The organism is Nocardia sp. CC227C, from assembly GCF_030767025.1.
In the GTDB taxonomy this organism is placed as follows: domain Bacteria; phylum Actinomycetota; class Actinomycetes; order Mycobacteriales; family Mycobacteriaceae; genus Nocardia.
The window spans coordinates 113,230-135,269 of record NZ_JASITE010000012.1 but is presented as its reverse complement, the minus strand read 5'-3'; the positions used below and the strand labels follow the sequence as shown (position 1 = coordinate 135,269).

Genomic DNA, 22,040 nt, shown 5'->3' with positions numbered 1-22,040 from the left:
CATGTTGGTGATGTACAAAGGATTGTACGTCATCAACATGGCCTACGATCCGGCCGATGGATGGCAGATCGAACCGGGGCCCGGGGATGAAATCGAGGAGAGGGAGACAGATTCCGGCGAGCTCTTCCGCGATGGCGGAGACCTGGTGCGGCTGCACGCGTGGTGCGTAGGTGATCATCGTTCCAGGCCGGCTTTCGCGGCCGCGAAACTCCTTGCGGCACGCCTGTGGACGGGCCACGCGCAGACGGCACTCGAGGTGACGCTGCGGGTGCTGCTGGCACTCAACTGGGCGCTGTACATCGTCTCATGGCGGTCGCGGAGGTGGTCCGCCCGCGCCCGCGTCACGACATTCGCCGCTGGGCCACGGTCTTCCCGCTCGGCATGACCACGGTTGCCACCCTGACCGGCGGAGCCGTGCTCGGCCTGGAACCGCTGCACACCGTGGGCAGGGTCCTGTGCGCCGTGGCCGTCATCGCATGGCTGGTCACCTTCACGGGCCTACTGGCCGACCGCCTCGGCTCGTCCGCCCGATCCCCGTCGGTCCGGGTCACTCGGTGGCCCGGATCATCCCGGTACCGGGGGGACGTGATGCTCAGCTGAGATGGCGCTCGTAGGCGAAGGCGGCGGCCGCGGTTCGGGAGGTCACGTCGATCTTGGTGAAGATATTGGACAGGTGCCGTGCCACGGTTTTCTCGCTGAGGACCAGGGTGGCCGCGATTTCCGGATTGCTGTGCCCGGCGGCTACCAGGCGCAATACCTCCAGTTCGCGTGCGGTCAGCCCGCAGGGTTTGGCCGGATGTAGCAATTCGGTGGTCGCTCGTTCCGCCGGGACGGCGCCGAGTTGGGCGAAGGCGCGGCGGGCGGCGGTCAAATCGGAGCGGGCGGACTCTTCGTCGCCGAGTGCACGCAGCGCGCGGCCGATCGCGACCCGGCAGCGTGCCGCTTCGTACGGTGCGTCCAGCTCGGACCAGATCCGTGCCGCGAGGCGCAGCTCGGTGATGGCGGCGGCGTGGTCGTCTCGGGCCAGTGCGATACAACCTCGGGCGTGACCTGCCATCGCCCGCAGCGCGGCGCAGCCGAACGTCGCGCTGATCCGGGACAACTCGTCGCCGAGATCGGCCGCCTCCTCGAATGCGCCGGCGGCGAGCAGGATTTCGATGGCGGCGGGCAGTATCCGCGACCGGTGCACGGAATTCTTCGTCTCGGCGATCAGGCGGCGTGCGGCACCGAGTGCTGCCGCGATTCGTCCACGAGCCAGCCAGAGCAGCGCGAGTCCGGGCTGTGGCTCGTGACCGCACGCCAGCGCGGCGTGGTAGGCGCGGTCGGCCTCGTCGTACGCGCCGCGAATGCGTAGCACATCCCCTCGTTCGGCCAGAGCCAAGCCCGCGGCCGTGGATGTCTCGGCCGCGGTGTAGCGGTGCACCGCGAGCTCGAATTCCTCGAGTGCCGCGTCGTAGGCCCCGTGCATGCGCATCAATTGGCCGCGATGCACCGCGCACTGGCCGGTGAACATCACCAGGCCGGGTTGATCGGCGCACCAGGTGGTCAATGCCATCGTCCATGTCTCGGCTCGGCCGAGGTCGGAGACTTCCTGGCACGCCTCGATCATCGCGCAGTAAATGTGGCCGACGAACATGGTCGACACGCCGCCGGTGGATATGCAGGCCATCGCCTCGTCCAGGAGCGCCAGGCCCTCGCGTACCCGACCGGAGTACATGGCCAGCCTGCCCTGGACGCAGAGCCCCATCGCGGTCAGGTCCGGTTCGCCGAATCTGCGGCCGTAGTCGGAGACTTCGTCGGCGCATCGGGCGGCGGCGGGGAACTCACCCGCGAAAACATGGCGGAGCGTCACCGCGACCAGGACGTATCCGCGTTCGACCACATCGCCGGGCACATCCTCCAACAGTCGCTGCGCTCTGGCCACCCAGCCGCCCCCGACGACGGACTCCCCGGAGAACAGCAGCGTCTGTGCCAGCCAGAACGCGCTGCGAATCGCCGCCAGCGGGTCGCCCGCATCCACGTGCAGCTGGTAGGCGCGCTGCAACGCGTGGATGCTGTCATTGGTGCGCCCCGTCAGATAGGCGGCCGTCGCCAGGCGCAGGAAGTCGTCGCCGTCGAGCGCGTCCGCGTCCAGGTCGGACAGCGTGCCGAATGCGGCCAGCCACTCCCGCCGCTCGTATTCCGCTCGAGCCCGCAGCAGGTTGTCGACCACGCCCATTGCGCATCACTCCTGGTAGGAAGGATACGCGCCGAGCGTGAGGTCGGTCGGATTACGCTGCGGCCTCCCGCGCGACGGTTCGGCCGGTCGCTCGCGCGGCGATCCGGCGTGCGACGTACTCGGCGTCGCGGCCCACTCCGGGGAACACCATGGAGGAGAACGCGTACTGGAAGCTGAGGCCGCAGAAGAACAATCCGGGTGACTCGTCGACCACGCCGCGGTACTCCTGCGGCCAGCCGTCGTCGCCGATGACGGGCACCTCGATCCAGTCGAATACCTGCTGGAAGCCGGTCGCCCAGATGACGTTTCGCACATCCGGCACGGTGCCGTCGTCCAATTCCGGCATGCCGTCGCGCACCCCGCGCACCCGGGCGGTCGTCCGTCGCACGTCACGCGCGGCGAGATCGGCGCGCTTGACCCGCAGCATCGGTCCACCGTGGAACCGCACCTCGCGCATCTCTTTCCGGCCCATCGGCGTGCGGCGGGTGAGGATGTGACGCCACACGAACATGAGCACCGGCAGCGCGACCTTGATCCGGCGCGAGTCCCAGCGCAACGGGATCTGTCCGCAATCGCGCCCGCACAGGATCGTCGGTCGGGTGGCCGCCAGCTCGTACGCGATATCGGTCCCCGAATGCGAGGCGCCGACAACTAGGGCCGGACCTTCCTGGAGCTGGTCCGGTCGCCGGTACTCGCTGGAATGCAGTTGGGTGATTCCGGGATCGAGTTCCGCCGCGAACTCCGGCCGATACGAGGTACGACCGAATGTGCCCGTCGCGACCACCACGTTGTCACAGGTGATCGTGTCCGCGCCGATCCGGGCGCGGTAGCCGCCTTCCGGGCGGGCCGTCAGCCGGTCCACGCTGGTGCTCATGCGCACGGGAAGCTCCTGATGCAGCGCGTACCGCTCCAGGTAGTCGGCGACCTCGTCCTTGCCCGGATAACTCCACCGGTCTGCCGCCGGGAACGCCATGCCGGGCAGGCTCGTGTACTTGGCCGGGGTGTACAGCCGCAACGAGTCGTAGTGCCTGCGCCAGTTGTCCCCGATCCGCTTGTCGCGGTCGACGATCAGGAACGGTCGCCCGAGCCGCCGCAGGTGGTATCCGGTCGACAGTCCGGCCTGTCCGGCCCCGATGATGAGTGTCTCGATGTGTTGCGTGGTCATGGTGTCCTCCCTGACGTGCTGGTGAGAACACCGACGCTATGGGTGGACCGCCCCGACCCACATCGGCCGATTCGCCCATTCCCCGCCGGGCCGACATGGGTGGATATGCGTAGACGACATGCTCGAGAGCGGCGAACGGTGGCGGCGAAGTGTCGCGTTGCCCGGCGTTATCGCTCCAGCCAGGCGGTCAGGTCCGGCAGGTCGGTGGCGGTGACGCCGGTGAACCGGGGGGTGCGCTTCTCCAGGAAGGATGAAATGCCTTCGGCCAGATCGGGACTGGTGGAGGCGTGCGGGATCGTCTTCTTGTCGAGGGCGAAGGCCGCTTCGGGGCTGCCGTGGGCGGCCATGGCCACCAGGGCTCGGCGGATGACCGCGGCGGAGTTCGGGGCGATGTCGACGGCCAGCTCGCGGGCCAGCGCGTAGGCCGCGGGCAGGAGGTCGTCGGGGGAGTGCACGCTGGTGATCAGACCGGCGGCGTGGGCCTCCTGGGCGCTGAAGACGCGGCCGGTGAGCATCCACTCCTTGGCTTTGGCCAGGCCGACCAGCTGCGGCAGGAACCAGGTCGAGCCGCCCTCGGGGAAGAGGCCGCGGCGGGCGAAGACGAAGCCGAATCGGGCGTTCTCGCTGGCGAGGCGGAAGTCCGCGGCCAGCGTCATGGAGATGCCCACGCCCACCGCCGGACCCGGGAACGCCACGATCACCGGCTTGTTCGAATCCGTCATGGGCCGCACCACGCGCGTAGCCGGCTCATCCCAGTCCGGGTCGTCGAAGTCGCCGATCGACGGTTCGGCGAAATCCATTCCGACACAGAAGTATTCACCCTGCGCGGTCACTACGATCACCCGCACCTCATCGTCCCGGTCGGCGGCCGCCAGTGCCGCACCCAACTCGTCGGCCATGGTGAGGGTGAAGCCGTTGCGGGCCTGCGGGCGAGCGAGCGTGATGGTCGCGATGGCCTCCTCGACCGCGTAGGTGATCGTCGAATAGGTCATCTCGCCGCCGGAGCGTCCGCCGTCATCGGCCATATCGAGTTCTCCCGCCAGATTGAGTCGATGGAGTCCAAAGCCTCTCAATCCATCACGCCGAGGTCAATACGTGGCGGGGTCGGGTGCCGCGCTGTCCCAGCTCTCGGATCTCGGCTGGGTTCGGCTCGGTGTCGGCGCGGCGGTGCTGTTCGCCATCGCGATGGCCGGTGCGTCCGTCCTCCCGGCGGACCCCGCGCTGCTCGCGGGCTGGACGCCGCTGCCGATGCTGGCCGTACTCACCGCGCGTGAGCCGTCGTCGCGAACAGGCGTTGATTCGATTCCCGCAGTGGCTGATTGGTGGGACGGGCCGGATCGCTACCCGCCGTCGGGGACCGCGCCGGGTCCTCGCCTACCCTCAGCGGCTGGGCGATTTCGCCACCGCCGCCTTTCGTCCCGCGTCCGGATCTGGTCGTGCCCGGCCTGATCGTCGCGGGCGGGCGCGCGGCGTGCGGTCCGGCTGGCGCGTCGTGCGCCCGTGTCATGATCCGTCGGCCGGGCTGGGTCGACGTCGGTCGTCGCCAGCCTTGCTCGCCTCGAAATGCTCGACCAGCAGCCGAGTCACGGCCTCCGGAGCTTCGTCGGGAATCCAATGGGATACCCCCGGCAGCACCTCGAAGCGGTACGGCCCGTCGACGTAGCGGCTCGACAGTTCCGCGCCGGTGGCGAGGACGGCGGTGTCGCGGTCGCTCCAGACCTGGAGGGTGGGGACGGTGACGCGGGAGCGGAGGCGGCCGGGGGAGGAGAAGGGCATGCCGCGGTACCAGTGCAGGCCGCCGCGGGCGATTATCCTGTCGCGTAGGCGGTTTCCGTCGCGCAGGGCGACAGCCGCCGGTTGGCCGGTGCGTTCGAGCAGGCGGCGGAACAGCGGGGTGCGGACCATCAGTTCCGGGAGCAGGGGGAGCTGGAAGACGTGCATGTACCAGGACGCCAGGGCTTGGCGGCTGGTGAGCATGGCGCGCAGGAACGCGGTCGGGTGGGGGACGGAAAGGGCGGTGAGAGAACGCATTCGGTGCTGCCCGGCGGTGGCGGCGGCCCAGGCGGCGGCCGCGCCCCAGTCGTGGCCGACCACGTGCACCGGCCGTCCGATCCCGTCGGCCATGGCGAGCACGTCCCGGGCCAGCTCGTCGAGTCGATAGGACCAGCGCCAGCGGGGTGCGGCGGTGGGGCTGGCTCCGCGCATATTCGGTGCGAAGGTCCGGTAGCCGAGCTGATTCAGGGCGGCGGCCACCGCGTCCCAGCTGCGGGAGTCCTGCGGCCAGCCGTGCAGCAGCAGGACCGGCTCGCCGTCGAGTGGGCCGGAATCGGTGACGGGGAAGGCCAGGCCGTCGCGGTGGAAGGCGGTGATGCGGCGGGGGCTGTCGTCCTGATCGCGTGCGGATGGGTCGGCGGCGGTCGACACGGGCGCCTCCTCGTGCTCACGGTATTGACGTAACAGCGTGTCACATCAATGCGGATAGCACTACCCGTACCCCGATTGCGCGCCGGATCGCCGCTGCCTAATCTCGAATCAGACGATGTTGAAGCCGCTCTAGTTCGATCAACGATGATCTACAGAGAGGTGTGGGACATGTCGACATTGCGAGGTTCGCTCATCGCCGCGGTGGCGGCGGCTTTCTCGATCGCCGGGATATGCGTCGGCGGCACCGCATCGGCCCAGCCGGAGCTGGACAGCGGCGGCTGTTCGGCGGGCTCGATCGCCTGGCAGGCGAATGGACCGGGTATCACGGGTAGTTCCCAAGCGCCGATGGCCAGCAATATCGGCGGACACCTGGTCGGCTGCCACGGGGCTCCCGACGATATCGGGGTGGGAACCATTATCGGCACCAGCTTCGAACCGGCCGCGACCTGTTACGGCAGTCGCGGTGGACGCGCCGATCTGCTCGTCATCTGGGACAACGGCGTGAACAGCCATGTGATCGGATCCTGGGAGTGGACGCTTGGACAGCAGTCCACCAATCATCTGAAAGTCGTCGGCGGCCTCGGCTCCGGGAAGACCTTGCAGGTCGTGACCGCACCCCCGGAGGTGACTCCGGCGGCCGTCACCGGATGCATCGCGGGCGGCTACCGCGGCGGCAGCCACCAGGTGCTGAGCGTGAAGGTGGTCTGAGCCGCCGAGCCCGTCTCACGGTGGACGGGCGAAGCATGTCCGTACCCGGTGCGAGACTCTGACCATGCGATGGGCGGTGGCGGAGACCGGTGACGGTGGGGCGCGTCTGTGTCCGCTGGGTTCGGACGGTCGGCCCGCGGGGCCGGTGCTGTACGAGCCCGCGCTGGCCGATGCGGTGCGCTCGCGCCCGGAGGTGGAGCGGTGGGTCTGGCGATCCACCGGTGAGATCTACCGGCGTCTGCTGGCGGCCGGCGTGCGCGTCGAGCGCTGCTACGACGTGGAGGCCGCCGAGTCGCTGCTGATCGGGCACGAGGAGGGGCAGGCAGGTCAGGCGCGCTCCCTGGCGGCCGCGTGGGCGCGGTTGCACGGCCTTCCGGTGCCACCGGACGCACCCGCCCGCGCCGCCGACACCGAGCCGACCCTGTTCGACTCGGGACCGGTGCCGCTCCCGCCCGGCACCGACGAATTGACCGCGTTGCTGGAGGTCTACGCGGGGCAGGTGGCCCGCGTGGCGCGGACCGAACACCCGGAACGAATGCGGCTGCTGCTCGCCGCCGAGTCCGCGGGCATGCTGGTGGCCGCGGAGATGTCGCGGGCGGGCATACCGTGGCGGGCGGACATCCACCGCGAACTGCTCGATTCGATGCTGGGCGAACGCGTCTCGGGCGGCACGGAGCCGCGGCGCATGGCCGAGCTGGCCGATGTCGTGTCGCGGGCCCTCGGCGCACGGGTCCGGCCGGACCTGCCCCAGGACATCATCCGGGCCTTCGGTCGCGCCGGAATCTCGCTGTCCTCCACCAGGAAATGGGAACTCCAGGAGATCGACCACCCGGCGGTCGCACCGCTGCTGGCCTACAAATCGCTGTATCGCCTGCACACCGCGCACGGCTGGTCCTGGATCGACCAGTGGGTGCGCGACGGCCGCTTCCGGCCCGAATATCTGCCGGGCGGCACGGTGACCGGTCGCTGGACCACCAATGGCGGTGGCGCGCTGCAGATTCCGAAGGTGATCCGGACCGCGATCCGCGCCGACCCGGGCTGGCGGCTGGTGGTCGCCGACGTGGATCAGATGGAGCCGCGGGTGCTCGCCGCGATCTCGCGCGATCCGGGACTGATGAAGGTGGCCGGTCGTGACGAGGACATGTACGCGGATCTGGCCGCCCGCGCCTTCGGTGGCGACCGCGCCCAGGCGAAGCTCGCGATGCTGGGCGCGCTCTACGGCCAGACCTCCGGGGACGCCCTCACCCATATCGCCGAACTGCGCCGCCGCTATCCGGCCGCCATGGCGTATGTCGACAATGCGGCCCACGCCGGTGTGGAAGGGCGTCTGGTGCGCACGTGGCTCGGCCGCACCTGTCCGCCCGCCGCCATCGACCACGAGACCGACGCCGAACGTGAGCGATCCGGCGGATACGGCGGCACCGCCCGCGCCCGCGGCCGTTTCACCCGCAACTTCGTCGTGCAGGGCAGCGCCGCCGACTGGACGCTGCTGGTGCTCGCGGGCCTGCGGCACACCATGCACCACGCGGGGTTGCGTGCGGAACTGGTCTTCTTCCAACACGACGAGGTGATCGTGCACTGCCCGGAGGAGGAGGCCGCGACGGTCGCCACGGCGATCACGGATGCGGCGGCGAACGCGGGCCGGATCGCCTTCGGCCGCACGCCGGTGCGCTTTCCGTTCACGACGGCGGTGGTGGAGTGTTACGGCGATGCCAAGTGACGGACCGCCGCGATGTCGTCGGTCGGCCGAGGGATCCGCCGACCGCGCGCAGCCGGAATTCCGTCGGCGGCCCGGGTGGGGCCGGGGCGGTGGCGGTGGCGGTGACGATCCGCGGCACCGGGGCGGTGCGCGGCCGGATCGTATATGTTGACTGCCGTGGGGATGATGAAGGGGACCAACGTAGCGGTCCCGGCGAACGCGGTCCGCATCGAACTGGGATGGCAAGCGGGCCCGGGTGTTCCGGATGCCGACGCGTCCGCGCTGCTGCTGGTGGGCGGAAAGGTCCGCTCCGACGCCGATTTCGTGTTCTACAACCAGCCCGCGCATCCGTCCGGGGCGGTCCGGCACGAGGGCAAGCAGCACGGGACGACGGTGCTGGATGTGCTGTCGGCGCGGCTGGCGCAGGTCGAACCGCAGATCGAGACCATCGTGATCGCGGCCTCCACGACCGGCGGGACCTTCCGGCAGTTCCGGGGCCTGTACGTGCGGGTGCTCGATGCCGCGAACGGCGCGGAACTGGCGCGTTTCGACAGCGCGGACGCGACCACCGAGACCGCGTTCGTGCTCGGTGAGCTGTACCGGCGGCAGGGTGCGTGGAAGTTCCGTGCGGTCGGGCAGGGGTACGACTCCGGATTGGCCGGACTGGCAACCGATTTCGGCATCTCCGTCGACGACGAGCCCGCCCCCGCGCAGCAGCACACACCGCCGCCGCCTCCTCCGCAGCAGCAGTTCGCGTCACCGCCTCCCGCGCCCCCGCAGCAGTACTCGCCGCCACCGCCTCCCGCGCCGCAGCAGCAGTACGCGCCGCCACCGCCGCAACCCACCCCGGCCCAGGCTCCGGTCAACCTCACCAAGATCTCGCTGACCAAGGAAGCCCCCACCGTCTCGCTCACCAAATCGGGCGTCACCGGCGGCACCATGCGGGTCAACCTGAACTGGACCACCACTCGCGGCGCGGGCCTGTTCGGCCGCAAACGCAACAGCCTGGACCTGGACCTGTGCTGTTTCTACGAATTGGTCAACGGCGCTATCGGTTCGGTGCGCGCCTTGGACCGGCGATTCGGCGATCTGCACAACCCGCCGTTCATCCGGCTCGACCAGGACGACCGCACCGGCTCCAGCGCCACCGGTGAGAACCTCGACATCAACCTGGATTTCACCAAGTTCTTCCGCCGCATCCTGGTGTTCACCTCGATCTACGAGGGAGCCAGGGATTTCCGGGGCGTCCAGGCGACCGCGACCCTGTATCCGGTCAACAGCGCCCCGATCGAGATGACGTTGGACGGCTGCGTCGACGATTCCCGCGACGCCGTGCTGGCGACCATCGAGAACATCAACGGTGAGCTGGTGGTGCGCCGCGAATGCACCTTCATCCGGCCGCCCGCCGGGCAGCCGGGCGCGGGTGTCGCCGAGATCGCCCGCCTCTACAACTGGGGTTTCGACATCCGAGCCGGTCGGGGCAAGGACTGAAGGATAGTCACGGGGCGTCCAGCACGCTGGCGGGCACCCCGTAGGGCAGGAAGCGCACCCGGCGGCGGGCATCGGTGTTGTCGCGGTGCGAACGGAGGGCTTCCAGCTCGCTGGGGAACACCTGGTCCACGCGGGCCCCGCCGTCCTCCTCGATGGTGTAGACGGCCCACACCCCGCTGCCGGTCTCGCCGGTGGTCTCACCCTCCGGCTTCGGCGGCCGGGGACGCTGCGGCTGGACGAACTGGCCCAGCAGGGCCGTCAACGGATTCGCGCTGGTGCGGTCGAGGTACTCCGACGCCTTGTCGAGCAGGTCGCGGATTTCGATACCAGCCTCCCGCAGGGCACGTTCGAAGTCTTCCGGATCGACCCCGAAGGGCCCGTTGTTCGTCATCGCATCTACTCCTGGGGGGACGAATTCGGCGCTACGTTCTCAGTGTCCCCGCGCGGCGCGGTCCGCGCCAGGTAGCCGGGTCCGGGAAATGTCCGGCAAGCCCGGCCGCATACCGGGCCGAAGCCCCGCGACATCGCATAACGGCATCGGAGCGCACGGCCCGTGTAACCGTTGCGCCAGGAATCAAGAACACCAGCAATTTTCGGGTACCCCGGGCTGAAGCCGGGCCGGACCCGGAGACCTGACAATTTCAGAAAGTTACGACCATGCGTAGAGCAACGGCGCTCTTCGCCGCATTACTGCTGGCATTTTTCCTTTCCATCGCGCATCCGATGAGCCCGACCGCGCACGCCGACCCCTGCGGCGGCGACTGGGCCATCGGAATCGGCGGCCTCGGGGACAACACATCGTCGGTGTTCGTCCCATTCGTGAATCAGCCCGTCGGTTACAACTCGCTCGACCCGATGTCGGGGTTGAACGAACTCGACCGGCTGTTCTGGTCGCACCGCAATCAGTGCCCGGGTGACCACATCCGGCTCATCGGACACAGCGAGGGCGCGGGCATCCTGCACGCCTGGGTCACCGCGCATCAGGATGTCGGCAATGCCAATGCCATTCTGCTGTCCGATCCGAAACGGGCTCCCGGCCCCGGGTGGGGCGGATTGTCGTCCACTCCCGGGAGTGGCATCGTCGGATATCCGCTCGCCGGTGTCGACGATTGGTTCGGCGGCTTTCCGGTGCTGACGGTGTGCAATCGCGACGACCAGATCTGCGATACGTCCGCGGGCTGGTGGGGCTACTTCTTCGGCGGCGCGCACAGCCGTTACGATTTCAATGTATGGAATTACGGCCCTTGGGATTCCGGCGTCTGGTACCGGTAGGCGGTAGCGGTCATGGGGGTCAGTAGCCATGCGGCACCGGTCCCCATTGACTGAATCCATGTCCCATCGAGGTGCACACGGCCGCACCCGTGAAAGTGATTTGGCAGGTCGCCCCGGCGTGGGTGACCGACATCCTCGGGTCGTGAAAGTTCACCGCCGCGAGTCGCGGCAGCGGCGGATTCCCACCGGGCAGCGTATGGCTGCCGTTGGAGTTCCATTGCGGATGCGCGGGCCACATGGCGGAATCGATGACGATGGCGGGCACATGCGGCAGCGGAATCTGCGTACCGGCGAAGAGCACGTTCATCGAGGCGGCCGGAACCACCAGGTCACAGCCCACGGCGCCGGTCGAGCGGATCGAACAGTTCCACCCGCCCATGGCGAAATACGCGGTATCTCCGATCAGTACCGGGCCGGGTGCGCTCTCCGCGTGGGCCGTGCCCACTCCGAAGCCCACGCCGAACACGCAGACGACGAGTCCGAGAATTACTCCGCACATCCGTGCGGCAACCTCCGCGGCCCTGCACACCGGCTTCTCCCTGTAATGCGCAATAGGTATCAGGTCCGTTCGGACCATAGCCAGAAACTATCACTATACGGCGCAAAGACTGGATTTTCGCCTAGGGGGCTTGCACGAGAAATCCTCGGCGATTTCGGCACATTCGGCCGACCGCGTCGGTAGGGTGGCCCCCGGTCCGCGTCCGGGATATGCGGTGTTCGGCAGCGGTGAGGTGTCGTGCGCCACAGGGAGTCACTTGTCGATGTCAGATTCGCTGCCCGTCCATCCGTCGCATACCGCGCCGTTCGAGGTGGTCGGCCCGCGCGTACCGCTGTACGCTCCGGAATTCGCCGCGGACCCGCATCGGGCCTACCGCGAGATGCGGCAGCAGTTCGGGGCGATGGCACCCGTGGAATTGGCCCCGGGCATACCCGCCACCCTGGTGCTCGGATATCGCACGGCGGTGCGAATCTTCAATGATCCGGACCGTTTTCCGGCGGATCCGCGGGTATGGCAGGAGAATGTGCCCGCCGACTGTCCGGTTCTGCCCATGATGCAGTGGCGGCCCAATGCCCTGCGCAATGCCGGAACCGCGCACGCGCGCTACCGGCAGGCCAATACCGCCGGTCTGGCCGGTATCGACCAGTTCGCGCTGCCGGGCATCGTGGAGCAGATCGCGGTACCGCTCATCAATGAGATCTGCGTGACGGGGGCGGCGGATCTGGTGCGCGACTACGCCTTTCCGCTGGCATTCGATGTGCTCAATCATCTGCTCGGCTGTCCGGTCGATATCGCCGCGCAGGCGGCCGAGGGGTTGCGCGCCATCTTCGAGGGCGTCGGCGCGGAGCGCGGCAACAGCCTGCTCGTGGACGCGCTGTCGCGATTGGCCCAGCAGAAGCGGGCGCAACCCGGCCACGACATCACCACCCGGCTGCTGCACCATCCCGCCGACCTCAGCGATATCGAGATGGTGCATCAACTGGCCACCCTCTACGGCGCGGGCATCGAGCCGCAGCAGAACCTGATCGTCAACGCGCTGCTGCTGATCCTGGTCGACGGCCGATTCGGCGGAGATGTGCTGGGCGGCAGCCTGTCCACCCGGGACGCACTGGACGAGGTGCTGTTCGACGATCCTCCGATGGCCAACTTCTGCATCAGCTTCCCGCGTCAGCCCGTCGTGCTCGACAATGTCTGGCTGCCCGCGCATCAGCCGGTGGTCATCAGCATGGCGGCGTGCAATACCGATCCGGAGATCCGCACCGGCCAGCTCGCGGGCAACCGCTCACATCTGGCCTTCGGAGCCGGACCGCACGCCTGTCCCGCCAGTTCGCTGGCGTATCTGATCGCCCAGGAGGCCATCGACCAGCTGCTCGATGCCCTCCCGGACATCAGCCTGGCGGTCCCGACCGCCGAATTGACCTGGCGGCCCGGACCTTTCCACCGCGCCTTGACCGCGCTCCCGGTCACCTTCACGCCGTCCCCGCCGCTACCGGAGCCCTGGTAGCGCGGACACACCGACCGCACAGCCGCCGTTGGCCTCCTGATCACCCGGTCGCCACCTGCCACTGACACCGTGAGGTGGGTGTGGATCGAGACGACGGCCGCGCGGCCCGCGGACTCACCCGCGGTGCGGTGGTTCCACCGGCTGAGCCGGGGCGTGGCCGCTCGCCTGCCGTTCGGGCTGGCCCGCGTGGTGCCGCCCACCTTCGTCGGCTACCTGCTGGTGAGCGCCTGCACCTTCACCCTCGACCTGCTGCTGATCACCGCCCTGCACGGTGGACTGGGCATGCCGCTGCCGATCTCGGTGACCCTCGGGTACGTCACGGCGTTCGCCACCAGCTTCCTGCTGAACCGGGTGCTCAACTTCTCCTCGCACGCTCCCGTCGGCCCCCAGTTGGCCGTCTACGTCGTGGTGGTCACGGTGAACTACCTGGTGTTCATCCTCGGCGTCACCAGCGGTCTGGCGGCCCTCGGGGTGGAATACCACCTGGCCCGCATCGTCGGCGGCCTCGGCGAGGGCCTCTACCTGTACGCCTGTATGCGCTGGTTGGTCTTTCGCCGCTGACCCGGATCCCGTGTTGTCGTATGCGCCGGGCGATTCGCCCGTTATGGTCGGACGGGTGGCCAGTAAGTCGACGTCCGCCGTGGAGTTGACGGTCGGCGAGCACACGGTGCGCGTATCGAATCCGGATCGGGTGTACTTCCCCGAGACCGGGGCGACCAAGCTCGATCTGGTGCGGTACTACCTGAGCGTGGGCGACGGCATCGTCAACGCGCTGCGCGACCGGCCGTGCATGCTGCACCGCTTTCCCAAGGGTCTGCCCGGTGGGAAGGTGCACCAGAAGCGGCTGCCGGGCGGCGCCCCGGACTGGATTCCCACCGTGCGGCTGTCCTTCCCGCGCTACGGCCGCACCGCCGACGAGCTGTGCGTCGAGAAGCTTGCCGACGTGATCTGGGCGGTGCAGATGTCGACCGTGGAGTTCCATCCCTGGAACTCCCGGCGCTTCGACACCGAACTGCCCGACGAATGGCGGATCGACCTGGACCCCATGCCGGATTGCCCGTGGTCGCGGGTGCGGCGGGTGGCCGGTGTCGTGCACGAGATACTCGACGAACTCGGTGCCGTCGGCTGGCCGAAGACCTCCGGCGGCAAAGGACTGCACGTCTACGTGCGCATCGATCCGCGGTACGGATTCCAGGAGGTGCGCCGGGCCGCCCTCGCCTTCGCGCGAGAGGTGGAACGCCGCGCCCCGGACGATGTGACCACCGCGTGGTGGCGGCGCGACCGCGATCCGGCCATGCTTTTCGTCGACTACAACCAGAACGCGCGCGACCACACCATCGCGGCGGCGTACTCGGTGCGCGGCGTGGCGGCGGCGACGGTCTCCACCCCGGTCCGCTGGGCGGAGATCCCGGAGCTCGATCCGCGCGACTTCACCATGGCCACGGTGCCCGCCCGCTATGCGGAACTGGGCGATCTGCACGCCGGAATCGACGATGCGGTCTTCGATATCGCGCCGCTGTTGGAACGGGCCGACCGTGACCGGGTCGAGGTGGACCTCGACGCCGACGACTGAGCCGGAGTCCGACCGCTACCGCTGGTCGCGCAACCGATCGCGCTCGGCGGCGAGGGCGGAGTTGGCGTCCTCGAGTTCGAGAATGCGTCCGATCCCGGCCAGATTGATGCCCTCCCCGGCCAAGGCGATGATGCGCGCGAGCCGGGCGAGGTCGTCACCGCTGTAGCGCCGCGTGCCTCCGGCGCTGCGCGCGGGGGTGATCAGTCCGTGCTGCTCGTACAGGCGCAATGTCTGCACCCCGACGCCGGAGAGTTCGGCGGCCACCGAGATCGCGTACACCGCCTGTCCCGACGGCGGAAAGTGGCCCTGCTCGCGCCCCAGCATCCTGTTCGTCTCCCCGTTCTCCCGCATGATCGCCTGCCCTGAGATTACCTTTCCATCGGTCTTGCACTCTCATGGCTAGAGTGCTAAATAATATCTCTGTCAGATGACACAGATTATCTGATAACTCTTCGATCGAGAATGGAGTGAGTTGGAGGTGGCGACCATGCTGATGCGTACCGATCCCTTCCGTGACCTGGATCGACTGACGCAACAGGTTTTCGGCACATCAGCCCGACCGGCCGTGATGCCGATGGATGCCTGGCGTGACGGCGACGAGTTCTTCGTGGAATTCGATCTGCCCGGTATCGACCCGGACTCCCTCGACCTGGATGTCGAGCGCAATGTGATCACCGTGCGCGCCTCCCGTCCGGAACTGGACGCGGGTCGCTCGATGATCGCCGCGGAACGCGGTCGCGGCGTCTTCAGCCGCCAGCTGTTCCTGGGGGAGAACCTCGACACCGATCGCATCCAGGCCGACTACCGCGACGGCGTGCTGCGGCTGACCATCCCGGTCGCCGAGCAGGCCAAGCCCCGCAAGATCGAGGTCACTCGCCACGATCGCGAGCACCAGGCCATCAACGCCTGACCGGCGTCGTGTCCGCGTTCGGAACCCGCACGGCCGCAACCGATCCCGACGCCGTGCCGGTGGTGCACTGGCCCGAGCCCAGCCCCTTGGAGTCATGGTGGAACACCGTGATGACACCCGCCCGCCGCCGGATGAGCGATCCGGCCCGCGGGCGGGTCGGAGCGGCCGGGGCAGGTCCATGCGAGAGGTGAGATCCGGTTGTCGAGCAGACTTCGCGGAGGTGGTGTTCGACGGCGGCGACGTGGCGGTCAGGCGCTCGCGCCGCCGTCCAGCCATTGCGGCCACGGGATGGTCCAGTCGCCGCCCTGCCAGATGTCGAGCGGGTCGCCGCCGGTATTGCGGACCTCCACGACGTCGCCGGGGATGACGAAGTCGTAGAACCAGGCGGCGTCGGCGGGGGAGAGGTTCAGGCAGCCGTGGGAGACGTTGGTATTGCCCTGTGCCCACATGCTTTCGGCGAGGGCGTGCACGAAGATGCCGTCGTGGCTGATCCGGACCGCGTGGTCGATGGTGGAGCGGTAGCCGAGCCGGGAGTTCACGGGCAGGCCGTAGCTGGAGGAGTCCATGGTCACCGGATGGTGGCGGTCCAGCACGGTGTAGGTGCCGGGGCGGGTCCAGAAGGACAGCGCCGTGCCGTCGACCACCGCGGTGCCGCCCATACCCATGGAGGTCGGCATGGTGCGCACCAGGGTGCCGTTGTCGAAGACCTCGATATGTTTGGTGTCGTCGTCGGCGATGGCGACGTGGGCGGGGCCGATGAGCACCGACACCCGCTGATCGCGCAGACCGTACGCGCCGTCGCCGAGCGGTGCGCCGAAGAGATCGGCGGCGACGGTGATCCGGGTGCCGGGCGCGTGGTAGTGCTCGGGCCGCCAGTGCGCGTTGCGGTCGTCGAGCCAGTACCAGGCACCGGTGACGGCCGGTTCGGTGACGATGCGCAGCCGGCGTTCGGCGGCCACGCGGTCCACGGGTTCGTCGAACCGGGCGGCGAGGACGAAACCGACGCCGTAGACGTCGTTCTCGGACAGCTCGACCAGATTGCCGGACCGCAGCGAGACATCCACCAGCCGATCGGGCACCACCGTGGCGCAGGTCGAGGTGGCGGTGACCGTGCCGGTGGCGCCGTCGGCGACCGCCCGGACGGTGTAGGTGTGGCCGTAGCCGAGCGGTTCCGTGCTCGTCCAGGAGCGGTTGTCGGGGGCCGGTGCGCCGGGTAGCGGGCGGCCGGTCTCGTCGATCCATTCCACCGAGCGCACGGTCCCGTCGGTGACCGTGACGCGCGCGGGGGTGCGGGCGTCGACGTCGCGGGCATCCGGCGGGGGATCGAAGCGGATGGCGGCGGGCACCGGTGGCGGGGCCGGTTCCGGCTGCCGCGCACAGCCCGCGAGGGCGAAACCGCTCGCACCGGCCAGCCCGACCAGCAGCTCACGCCGTCGCAATCCCACCGCGCACCTCCCCTTCGTCGGGTCCGTCTCCGCGGTCAGCATCGAGTACGGCGCGCCCGCCGACACGCCGACGGGCGGTGACTCCACCGTTCCGTCGCGCAACCGACACCGTTCCTCGACCGGGCGGCCCGGCGGTTCCTCCCCGGTCGCGGCCGTTCCATGCCGTAGGTTGCCAGCGGAACGGTTCGAACACTGCTGCTCGGGGCGTGAGGAGGCACGTTGGCGCGAGCCGATGGAGACGTGGAACTGTCACGATCCGCCGCGGCGACACCCCGTGCCGTGCCGACCGAGCTGGCGCTGTCGGTGGCCCAGCTGCGCTGGTGGGTGGCCCAGCAGCTGTATCCGGAGGTGCCCAATACCGTCGCCATGTACCTGGAGTTGCGCGGCCCGCTGCGGGCCGAGCGGCTGCGGGAGTGCGCGGCGCGGGCGGCGTGGGAGTTGCAGTCGCCGCATGTGCGGTTCCGGATCATGGACGGTCACCCCCGGCAGTTCCTGGACCCGGACGCCTTCGCGCCGATGGGCTGTGCGGATCTGACCGCGTGCGCCGACCCGGTCGCCGTCGCCCGGGAGCGGATGGAGCGCGACCACACCGCACCGCTGAATCTGCTGACCGATGCGCTGACCGTCGCCACCCTGCTGCGGGTGCGGCCCGACACGCATCTGCTGTATCTGCGCAGTCATCACATCGTGCTGGACGGAATCGGCGCGGCGGTGCTGTTGCGCCGGACCGTCGAGCTGTACGCCGCCGAGGGGGCCGAGTCGGACCGCGCCCCCGAGAACTCGCGGCACGGCCCCTTGACCATTGCCGAACTGCTGGACGAGGAGCGCGCCTACGCCGCCTCGCCCCGCGCCCGCGCCGACCGCGAGTACTGGTCGGAACAGGTGGCGGGCCTGGCCGAACCGGTGCGGCTGGCGGGCCGCCCGGCCGCCCGGCCGCGCCCGCCGCACCGGGTGGCGGCCGCGCTGCCGCCGATGACGGCGGACCGGCTCACGATCTTCAGGCAGGGCGGATACACCTTCCCCGAACTGACCATCGCGGCTTTCGCCTGCTATCTGGCCGCCATGACCGGTTCGGACGAGGTGCTGCTCTCCCTGCCGGTGGCGGCACGGTCGACGGCGGCGCTGCGCCGGTCGGCCGGATCGGTATCCAATGTGGTTCCGCTGCGGCTCGGCGACTTCCGCGATGCCACCGTGGCGGAGGCGGTCGGGCGGGTGCGGGCGCGGCTGGTGGGGGCGCTGCGGCATCAGCGCTACCGCTACGAGGACATCCAGCGCGATCGCGGCGAGAATCACACCGCGCGAGGTGGTTTCGGTCCCGTGGTGAATATGCTCGGAGCCGCCGAACCGCTGCGCATGGGCGCGCTCACCGCGCACGTCCATCTGTTGGCGCTCGGGCCGGTGGAGGATCTGCTGGTCAACGGCTATCAGCTCGGCCCCGACGACCGTTCCATCACCATTGGCATGCAGGGGAATCCGGAGCTGTACTCCGCCGAGGCACTGACCGCGCATCATCGGGGATTCCTGGACTATCTCGACCGCTTCCTCGCCGACCCGGGGCGGCCGGTACGAAGCCTGGACCCCGCACCCGTGCTCCCGGCGACGCGGCCGGTGCGTGCCGACCGCCTGCTCCCGGATCTGCTGCGCGCCGCCCTGCGCGCGGACGGCGTGGACGGGGACGGCGTGCGCGGCGGCATGCGGGTCGGCAACAGCGGGAATCACGCCGATGGTGTCGAGAACGGCCCGCTCGGCGGTGCGGGGGAGACGCGGGGCAGGGCTGATCGCCCCGGGAAGCCATGGTGTAGGGCCGACGATTCCGAGAAGGCGCGCGAGCGGGCCGAGGATTCCGGGGAGGCGCGCCCCGCGGTCCATGGACCCGGCGTCGGGGTGGTGGCCTCGAATCGGAGCCTTTCGATAGCGGTGCAGGACGGCGGGCGGTCGTGGACGTATCGCGACCTCGACCGGCTGTCCTCGCAATGGGCGCGGGTACTCATCGAATCCGGCGCGGGGCCGGGATCTTTCGTTCTCGTAGCGATACCGCGATCGGCGGAATCGGTTCTCGCCCTGTGGTCGATCGCGAAGACCGGCGCGGCTTTCGTCCCCCTCGATCCGCACGATCCGGCACGGCGGCTGGCGACGGTGGCGGCGGATTGCGGTGCGTGCCTCGGGCTGACCGTGACCTCCGTTCACGCCGAATTGCCCTCGGGGCCTACCTGGTTGGCGCTGGACGAACCCGCCGCGCACGGACGGGTGGAGCGGTATTCCGGCGCGCCGGTCACCGATGCCGAGCGGATTCGGCCGCTGCACCCGGGCCATCCCGCGTATCTCATCTACACCTCGGGTACCACGGGCACGCCGAAGGGGGTGGCCGTCACCCACCGCGGGCTCGGACCGCTGACCGACTACATTGTCGAACACTATGGGGTGGGGCGTGATTCGCGCGTCCTGCACGCGCACGCCCCGTCGTTCGACGCGCACCTGCTGGAACTGCTGGCCGCCTTCGCGGCCGGTGCCCGGCTGGTGATCGAACCGCCCGCGGTGGTGGCGGGCGCGGAACTCGCCGCACTGCTGAACAGCGCCGCCATCACCCACTTCCTCACCACCCCGGCGGTTTTGGCGACCCTCACCCCGGAACAGGTTCCGCACCTGCGGGTGGCGGTGGTGGGCGGTGAAGCCTGCCCGGCCGACCTGGTGCGGCGCTGGGCTCCGGCGCTGCGGCTGTGCAACGGCTACGGGCCCACCGAAACCACGGTCATGGCAACGCAATCGCGGGCGCTCGCCGCCGACGCTCCGGTGTCGATCGGTCCGCCGCTGCCGGGAGTGCGGGCCCTGATCCTCGACCGCGGGCTGCGCCCGGCCCCGCCGTGCGGGCGAGGCGAGCTGTACCTGGGCGGCCCCGGTGTCGCACACGGGTATCTCGGCCGCCCGGGGGCGACGGCCGAACGCTTCGTCGCCGATCCGTTCGGCGGCGGAGGCCGCGTCTACCGCACCGGCGACCTGGTGCGGGCGGCGGGCGACGGTGCGCTCGAATTCCTCGGCCGCGCCGACGATCAGCTCAGCGTGCGCGGCCGTCGCGCGGAACCGGCGGAGGTGGCGGCCGCGCTCACCGCACTGCCCGAGATCGCACAGGCCGCGGTCACCGCGCACGACGGGCCGCGTGGCATCCGGCTGATCGGCTATATCGTGGCCGCCCGGGGCATGCGGCTCGACCACGCCGATATCGTCCGGCGGCTGCGTGAACTGCTGCCCGCCGCACTGGTGCCCGCGCAACTGGTCGAACTCGACGAGTTGCCGGTCACCGCGCACGGCAAGGTGGACCGCGCCGCTCTGCCCCCGCCGCCGACACCGCAGCGGCCCTACCGCACCCCGGAATCGGAGTCCGAGCGGCTCGTCGCCGCGCGGTTCGCGGCGATCACCGGTGCCGAGCGGGCCGGCCTCGACGACGACTTCTTCGAGCTGGGCGGCGATTCCCTGCTGGGCGTGGCACTCTCGGCGGAGCTGGCCACCGCCACCGGCCTGCCGGTCACCGTGCGCTGGCTCTACACCGCCCCCACGGTGCGGGAACTGGCCGCCCGCCTGGACGACCACGAGGGCGCGGCCGCCACCGACGACGCCCTCGGCGCGGTCCTCACCCTGCGCCGCGGCGGGACCCGGCCGCCGCTGTTCTGCGTGCACTCCGCGGTCCCGTTGGCCTGGTGCTATTCCGGCCTGGCCCGCCAGCTGCCCGACCGCCCCGTCTACGGGCTGCAAGCGCTGACCCTGGCGGGTGAACCGCGCGCCGGAGCGACCATCGACGAACTGGCCGACGGCTACGTGGACGAGATCGTGCGGGTGTCGCCGGACGGCCCATATCACCTGCTGGGCTGGTCGCTGGGCGGCCAGATCGCACACGCCGTCGCCGTGCGGCTGCGGGCGCGCGGGGCCGACGTCGCCACTCTCGCCATGCTCGACAGCGTCGACTTCCCCGACGACATGCCGCCACCGCCGGTGCCGCGCATGCGCGATCTGCTCACCCATCTGCTCGGCGACGAACCCGAGGACGCCGACGAACTACCCGACCTCACCGCCGAGGAAGCGGCCGCCGAATTGGCCACCGCCGCCGCCTCGTTCGGTACCGGCCTGACCGCCGAGCAGCTGACCCGCCTGCATCGCGGCTACGTCGACGGTGTCCGCCTCTCGCACGGCTACCGCCCCGGCGTCTTCGACGGCGACCTGCTGTACTTCTCGGCCACCCGCGGCATGACCGCGGGACTCGACGCGCGGATGTGGCGTCCGCACGTCACCGGCGCGCTCGTCGAACACCCCGTCGACGCCACCCACGCGCAATTGTGCAATGCCGATGTCGTCGCGGCCATCGGCCCGCTGCTGGCCGCGCATCTCGACGGGGCGGACTCCCGATGAGGGTCGGGCCGCGCTCGGGCGTGCACTGGTGGAATGTGTACGCCGATCCCGGGGCATGGGAGCGGCAGGGTCCGGCCGCCGCCGCCCTCGTCGGATGGATGGCCGATCATCTGGCCCAGCCGCATCCCGAACTGGGGCGGCCGGGACCGGTGTGCCCCTTCGTGCGGCACAGTGCCGACCGGCGGTCGGTGTGGGCCGGTTGCGCCCCCGGCGGCGACGCGCTGACCGAGGACCGGATGCACCGTGTCCTCGACGACGCCTTCGAGGTGTATCGCGCGCTGCGACAGGAGAATCCGTCCGATACGGCACGCTCGACCCTCATCACGCTGTTCCCCGGCCTGACGCGCCACGGCCTGATCGATTCCGTGCACGCGGCGCGCAAGACCGAGATCGTCGGCCAGGGACTGATGCTGGGACAGTTCTATCCCGGATGCGCGGTGCCGGGACTGTGGAATCGCGACTTCCATCCGCTCGACGCCCCGGTGCCCATGCTGGTGCTGCGGCCGATGATGAGCACCGACTTTCCCTTCCTGGTGGCCCGAACCGACTGGCTCTACGCGTACTTCACCCGTTTCGCCCCGGATCTGCCGCGCAAACTGCGGTGGGCGATCGCGGAGCGAATGCTGGTGAATGGCTCGGCGGCGGGCGATATTACCGATTTGCGCGTGCATTCCGCCGACGAACATGCCCGTTGATCACACACAATCGGCCTCCAACAAGGGATACTCCCAGCT

20 protein-coding genes are annotated in these 22,040 nt (G+C 69.7%); 12 read left to right on the top strand and 8 right to left on the bottom strand.

Translation table 11 applies throughout. From position 1 onward, the window contains the following. The first annotated feature begins 1 nt into the window (after position 1). Both QMO76_RS23905 and QMO76_RS23900 read left to right on the top strand, forming a co-directional pair. Positions 2-385, top strand: coding sequence for a hypothetical protein (locus QMO76_RS23905; RefSeq protein WP_306363681.1), 384 nt, complete (start codon positions 2-4; stop codon positions 383-385). Next, positions 307-600 (top strand): hypothetical protein, encoded by a 294-nt coding sequence (locus tag QMO76_RS23900; RefSeq protein WP_306363568.1) that lies wholly within the window; start codon positions 307-309, stop codon positions 598-600. Before QMO76_RS23905 ends, QMO76_RS23900 begins: the two co-directional genes overlap by 79 nt. Here QMO76_RS23900 and QMO76_RS23895 read toward each other — a convergent pair. From QMO76_RS23895 to QMO76_RS23880, 4 genes are all read right to left on the bottom strand, one after another. Then, positions 593-2,218, bottom strand: a complete 1,626-nt coding sequence (locus QMO76_RS23895) for a LuxR family transcriptional regulator (RefSeq protein ID WP_306363567.1) — start codon at positions 2,216-2,218, stop codon at positions 593-595. The genes QMO76_RS23900 and QMO76_RS23895 overlap by 8 nt on opposite strands. A gap of 52 nt (positions 2,219-2,270) precedes the next feature. Beyond that, a complete protein-coding gene (locus QMO76_RS23890) occupies positions 2,271-3,383 on the bottom strand; it encodes an NAD(P)/FAD-dependent oxidoreductase (protein ID WP_306363566.1) in 1,113 nt (370 codons plus the stop codon). A gap of 167 nt (positions 3,384-3,550) precedes the next feature. Further along, positions 3,551-4,408, bottom strand: coding sequence for an enoyl-CoA hydratase-related protein (locus QMO76_RS23885; protein WP_306363565.1), 858 nt, complete (start codon positions 4,406-4,408; stop codon positions 3,551-3,553). Between the two features lie 478 nt (positions 4,409-4,886). Beyond that, the gene (locus tag QMO76_RS23880) at positions 4,887-5,807 is read right to left on the bottom strand and encodes an alpha/beta fold hydrolase (RefSeq protein WP_306363564.1); all 921 of its coding nucleotides are present in this window, start codon (positions 5,805-5,807) and stop codon (positions 4,887-4,889) included. Between the two features lie 168 nt (positions 5,808-5,975). Between QMO76_RS23880 and QMO76_RS23875 the strand changes: the two genes are divergently transcribed. The 3 genes from QMO76_RS23875 (at position 5,976) to QMO76_RS23865 (ending at position 9,705) form a co-directional block, all read left to right on the top strand. After that, entirely contained in the window at positions 5,976-6,515 is a 540-nt protein-coding gene (locus QMO76_RS23875) for a hypothetical protein (protein WP_306363563.1), read from the top strand. A gap of 64 nt (positions 6,516-6,579) precedes the next feature. After that, the gene (locus QMO76_RS23870; RefSeq protein WP_306363562.1) at positions 6,580-8,235 is read left to right on the top strand and encodes a bifunctional 3'-5' exonuclease/DNA polymerase; all 1,656 of its coding nucleotides are present in this window, start codon (positions 6,580-6,582) and stop codon (positions 8,233-8,235) included. A 162-nt stretch (positions 8,236-8,397) separates the two neighbouring features. Continuing rightward, on the top strand, positions 8,398-9,705 hold the full coding sequence (locus QMO76_RS23865; protein ID WP_306363671.1) for a TerD family protein: 1,308 nt from the start codon (positions 8,398-8,400) through the stop codon (positions 9,703-9,705). 7 nt (positions 9,706-9,712) lie between these two features. Here QMO76_RS23865 and QMO76_RS23860 read toward each other — a convergent pair whose 3' ends face one another. Further along, a complete protein-coding gene (locus QMO76_RS23860; RefSeq protein ID WP_306363561.1) occupies positions 9,713-10,096 on the bottom strand; it encodes a hypothetical protein in 384 nt (127 codons plus the stop codon). 266 nt (positions 10,097-10,362) lie between these two features. Here QMO76_RS23860 and QMO76_RS23855 point away from each other — a divergent pair, with 266 nt between their 5' ends. Then, complete coding sequence (locus QMO76_RS23855; protein ID WP_029924180.1) at positions 10,363-10,977, top strand: cutinase family protein; 615 nt, start codon at positions 10,363-10,365, stop codon at positions 10,975-10,977. Positions 10,978-10,996: 19 nt separating this feature from the next. On the opposite strand, the gene QMO76_RS23850 is transcribed toward QMO76_RS23855, so the two are convergent. Further along, positions 10,997-11,476, bottom strand: a complete 480-nt coding sequence (locus QMO76_RS23850) for a hypothetical protein (protein ID WP_306363560.1) — start codon at positions 11,474-11,476, stop codon at positions 10,997-10,999. 262 nt (positions 11,477-11,738) lie between these two features. On the opposite strand from QMO76_RS23850, the gene QMO76_RS23845 reads away from it, so the two are divergent. The 3 genes from QMO76_RS23845 to ligD all read left to right on the top strand — a co-directional run bounded on the left by QMO76_RS23845 (position 11,739) and on the right by ligD (position 14,553). Further along, complete coding sequence (locus QMO76_RS23845; RefSeq protein WP_306363559.1) at positions 11,739-12,980, top strand: cytochrome P450; 1,242 nt, start codon at positions 11,739-11,741, stop codon at positions 12,978-12,980. Between the two features lie 78 nt (positions 12,981-13,058). Beyond that, the gene (locus QMO76_RS23840; RefSeq protein ID WP_306363558.1) at positions 13,059-13,541 is read left to right on the top strand and encodes a GtrA family protein; all 483 of its coding nucleotides are present in this window, start codon (positions 13,059-13,061) and stop codon (positions 13,539-13,541) included. A 43-nt stretch (positions 13,542-13,584) separates the two neighbouring features. After that, on the top strand, positions 13,585-14,553 hold the full coding sequence (gene ligD / locus QMO76_RS23835; protein WP_306363557.1) for a non-homologous end-joining DNA ligase: 969 nt from the start codon (positions 13,585-13,587) through the stop codon (positions 14,551-14,553). A gap of 15 nt (positions 14,554-14,568) precedes the next feature. Here the strand turns inward: ligD and QMO76_RS23830 are convergent, their stop codons facing one another. Continuing rightward, positions 14,569-14,877: a MerR family transcriptional regulator gene (locus QMO76_RS23830; protein WP_306363670.1), complete on the bottom strand. Its 309-nt coding sequence runs from the start codon at positions 14,875-14,877 to the stop codon at positions 14,569-14,571. A gap of 163 nt (positions 14,878-15,040) precedes the next feature. Here QMO76_RS23830 and QMO76_RS23825 point away from each other — a divergent pair, with 163 nt between their 5' ends. Further along, a complete protein-coding gene (locus QMO76_RS23825) occupies positions 15,041-15,463 on the top strand; it encodes an Hsp20/alpha crystallin family protein (RefSeq protein WP_306363556.1) in 423 nt (140 codons plus the stop codon). 248 nt (positions 15,464-15,711) lie between these two features. Here QMO76_RS23825 and QMO76_RS23820 read toward each other — a convergent pair whose 3' ends face one another. Next, on the bottom strand, positions 15,712-16,950 hold the full coding sequence (locus tag QMO76_RS23820) for an Ig-like domain-containing protein (protein ID WP_372342062.1): 1,239 nt from the start codon (positions 16,948-16,950) through the stop codon (positions 15,712-15,714). Positions 16,951-17,127: 177 nt separating this feature from the next. Between QMO76_RS23820 and QMO76_RS23815 the strand changes: the two genes are divergently transcribed. Continuing rightward, entirely contained in the window at positions 17,128-21,306 is a 4,179-nt protein-coding gene (locus tag QMO76_RS23815; RefSeq protein ID WP_306363554.1) for an amino acid adenylation domain-containing protein, read from the top strand. After that, a complete protein-coding gene (locus QMO76_RS23810) occupies positions 21,303-22,001 on the top strand; it encodes a DUF6875 domain-containing protein (protein ID WP_306363553.1) in 699 nt (232 codons plus the stop codon). The genes QMO76_RS23815 and QMO76_RS23810 overlap by 4 nt, the downstream gene beginning before the upstream one ends. The last annotated feature ends 39 nt before the right edge of the window (positions 22,002-22,040 follow it).

Bases quoted from the DNA above. Each gene is read 5' to 3' on its own strand.
- QMO76_RS23825 (WP_306363556.1), top strand. From the start codon at position 15,041: ATGCTGATGCGTACCGATCCCTTCCGTGACCTGGATCGACTGACGCAA.
- QMO76_RS23890 (WP_306363566.1), bottom strand. From the start codon at position 3,383: ATGACCACGCAACACATCGAGACACTCATCATCGGGGCCGGACAGGCC.
- QMO76_RS23850 (WP_306363560.1), bottom strand. From the start codon at position 11,476: ATGTGCGGAGTAATTCTCGGACTCGTCGTCTGCGTGTTCGGCGTGGGC.
- QMO76_RS23845 (WP_306363559.1), top strand. From the start codon at position 11,739: ATGTCAGATTCGCTGCCCGTCCATCCGTCGCATACCGCGCCGTTCGAG.
- QMO76_RS23865 (WP_306363671.1), top strand. From the start codon at position 8,398: ATGATGAAGGGGACCAACGTAGCGGTCCCGGCGAACGCGGTCCGCATC.
- QMO76_RS23855 (WP_029924180.1), top strand. From the start codon at position 10,363: ATGCGTAGAGCAACGGCGCTCTTCGCCGCATTACTGCTGGCATTTTTC.
- ligD (WP_306363557.1), top strand. From the start codon at position 13,585: ATGGTCGGACGGGTGGCCAGTAAGTCGACGTCCGCCGTGGAGTTGACG.
- QMO76_RS23885 (WP_306363565.1), bottom strand. From the start codon at position 4,408: ATGGCCGATGACGGCGGACGCTCCGGCGGCGAGATGACCTATTCGACG.
- QMO76_RS23820 (WP_372342062.1), bottom strand. From the start codon at position 16,950: ATGCTGACCGCGGAGACGGACCCGACGAAGGGGAGGTGCGCGGTGGGA.
- QMO76_RS23860 (WP_306363561.1), bottom strand. From the start codon at position 10,096: ATGACGAACAACGGGCCCTTCGGGGTCGATCCGGAAGACTTCGAACGT.
- QMO76_RS23875 (WP_306363563.1), top strand. From the start codon at position 5,976: ATGTCGACATTGCGAGGTTCGCTCATCGCCGCGGTGGCGGCGGCTTTC.
- QMO76_RS23870 (WP_306363562.1), top strand. From the start codon at position 6,580: ATGCGATGGGCGGTGGCGGAGACCGGTGACGGTGGGGCGCGTCTGTGT.
- QMO76_RS23830 (WP_306363670.1), bottom strand. From the start codon at position 14,877: ATGCTGGGGCGCGAGCAGGGCCACTTTCCGCCGTCGGGACAGGCGGTG.
- QMO76_RS23905 (WP_306363681.1), top strand. From the start codon at position 2: ATGTTGGTGATGTACAAAGGATTGTACGTCATCAACATGGCCTACGAT.
- QMO76_RS23895 (WP_306363567.1), bottom strand. From the start codon at position 2,218: ATGGGCGTGGTCGACAACCTGCTGCGGGCTCGAGCGGAATACGAGCGG.
- QMO76_RS23810 (WP_306363553.1), top strand. From the start codon at position 21,303: ATGAGGGTCGGGCCGCGCTCGGGCGTGCACTGGTGGAATGTGTACGCC.
- QMO76_RS23900 (WP_306363568.1), top strand. From the start codon at position 307: ATGGCGGTCGCGGAGGTGGTCCGCCCGCGCCCGCGTCACGACATTCGC.